This window comes from Methanosaeta sp. UBA458 (assembly GCF_002496085.1).
In the GTDB taxonomy this organism is placed as follows: domain Archaea; phylum Halobacteriota; class Methanosarcinia; order Methanotrichales; family Methanotrichaceae; genus Methanothrix; species Methanothrix soehngenii.
Map to the genome: position 1 here is coordinate 503 of NZ_DAIK01000056.1, position 745 is coordinate 1247.

The window sequence follows — 745 nt, forward strand, 5'->3', positions numbered from 1 at the left end:
AACCAAAACGAATTAGCTTTTTGCTCTTCGTGTCTCTATGATGGGCTAGTAACCGCAGGAGCGATCATTAGTGTATTTGGCCAAATCTTACTTACTATAAAAATTATTTATATATTCGTCCTTATCAAGTTCTGCTTTCGCTATGAGCTTTTTAAGAAGTCCAATGCCCAGATCCTTTCCCTTATGCACTGGTATGGATAAATGGACATCGCTTCCTTCTTTAACCATGATGTAGTGGCTGCCCTCTATGTGATTCACCACCCATCCAGCCCTTTTAAACGCAGCCACGTGTTTATCTCCGCTAGCCCGTGGAAGCTTGTGCATACGAGTTACCTGTCAGATCTATAGATATGTCGAGCCTGCGGTCAAAGAAGGGTATTTTGAGCTTTTCTCCTGCAGTCTTCAGCCGGGATTTCAGGCATCCTATGATGGCCTCGTTTATGTTCTCTATGGCCTCCTCCAAAGTCTCTCCTTCGGAAAGGCAGCCCGGAAGGTCAAGGCATTCAGCCACGTATCTGCCATCATCATCTTTCTCAATGGTAATCTTAAATTTCATCTTTACCTGTCTCTTTCCTGTATTATGATAAGGCTTTCGCGACTACTGCTTGCCACGAGCATATGTGAAATTCGCTGGATTATTGGAAAAAGGCTCTTTTTGTGCGTCCTTTGTGAGGGCTATTGTGCCCTCTGTGGGGGAATCATAGAGCAATGGTGAATCCTGGGGGTTTACGGGAATAAAACCACA

Annotated in this window: 2 protein-coding genes; both read right to left on the bottom strand. The window is 44.4% G+C overall.

Annotated elements, in window-relative coordinates; translation table 11 throughout:
* Window positions 1-87: 87 nt before the first annotated feature.
* On the bottom strand, window positions 88-324 hold the full coding sequence (locus BP822_RS03775; RefSeq protein ID WP_048131815.1) for a type II toxin-antitoxin system HicA family toxin: 237 nt from the start codon (window positions 322-324) through the stop codon (window positions 88-90).
* The gene (locus BP822_RS03780; protein WP_013718690.1) at window positions 302-556 is read right to left on the bottom strand and encodes a type II toxin-antitoxin system HicB family antitoxin; all 255 of its coding nucleotides are present in this window, start codon (window positions 554-556) and stop codon (window positions 302-304) included. The genes BP822_RS03775 and BP822_RS03780 overlap by 23 nt, the downstream gene beginning before the upstream one ends.
* Window positions 557-745: the final 189 nt, after the last annotated feature.

Coding starts and splice junctions, on each gene's coding strand:
- BP822_RS03775 (WP_048131815.1), bottom strand. CDS start 324: ATGCACAAGCTTCCACGGGCTAGCGGAGATAAACACGTGGCTGCGTTT.
- BP822_RS03780 (WP_013718690.1), bottom strand. CDS start 556: ATGAAATTTAAGATTACCATTGAGAAAGATGATGATGGCAGATACGTG.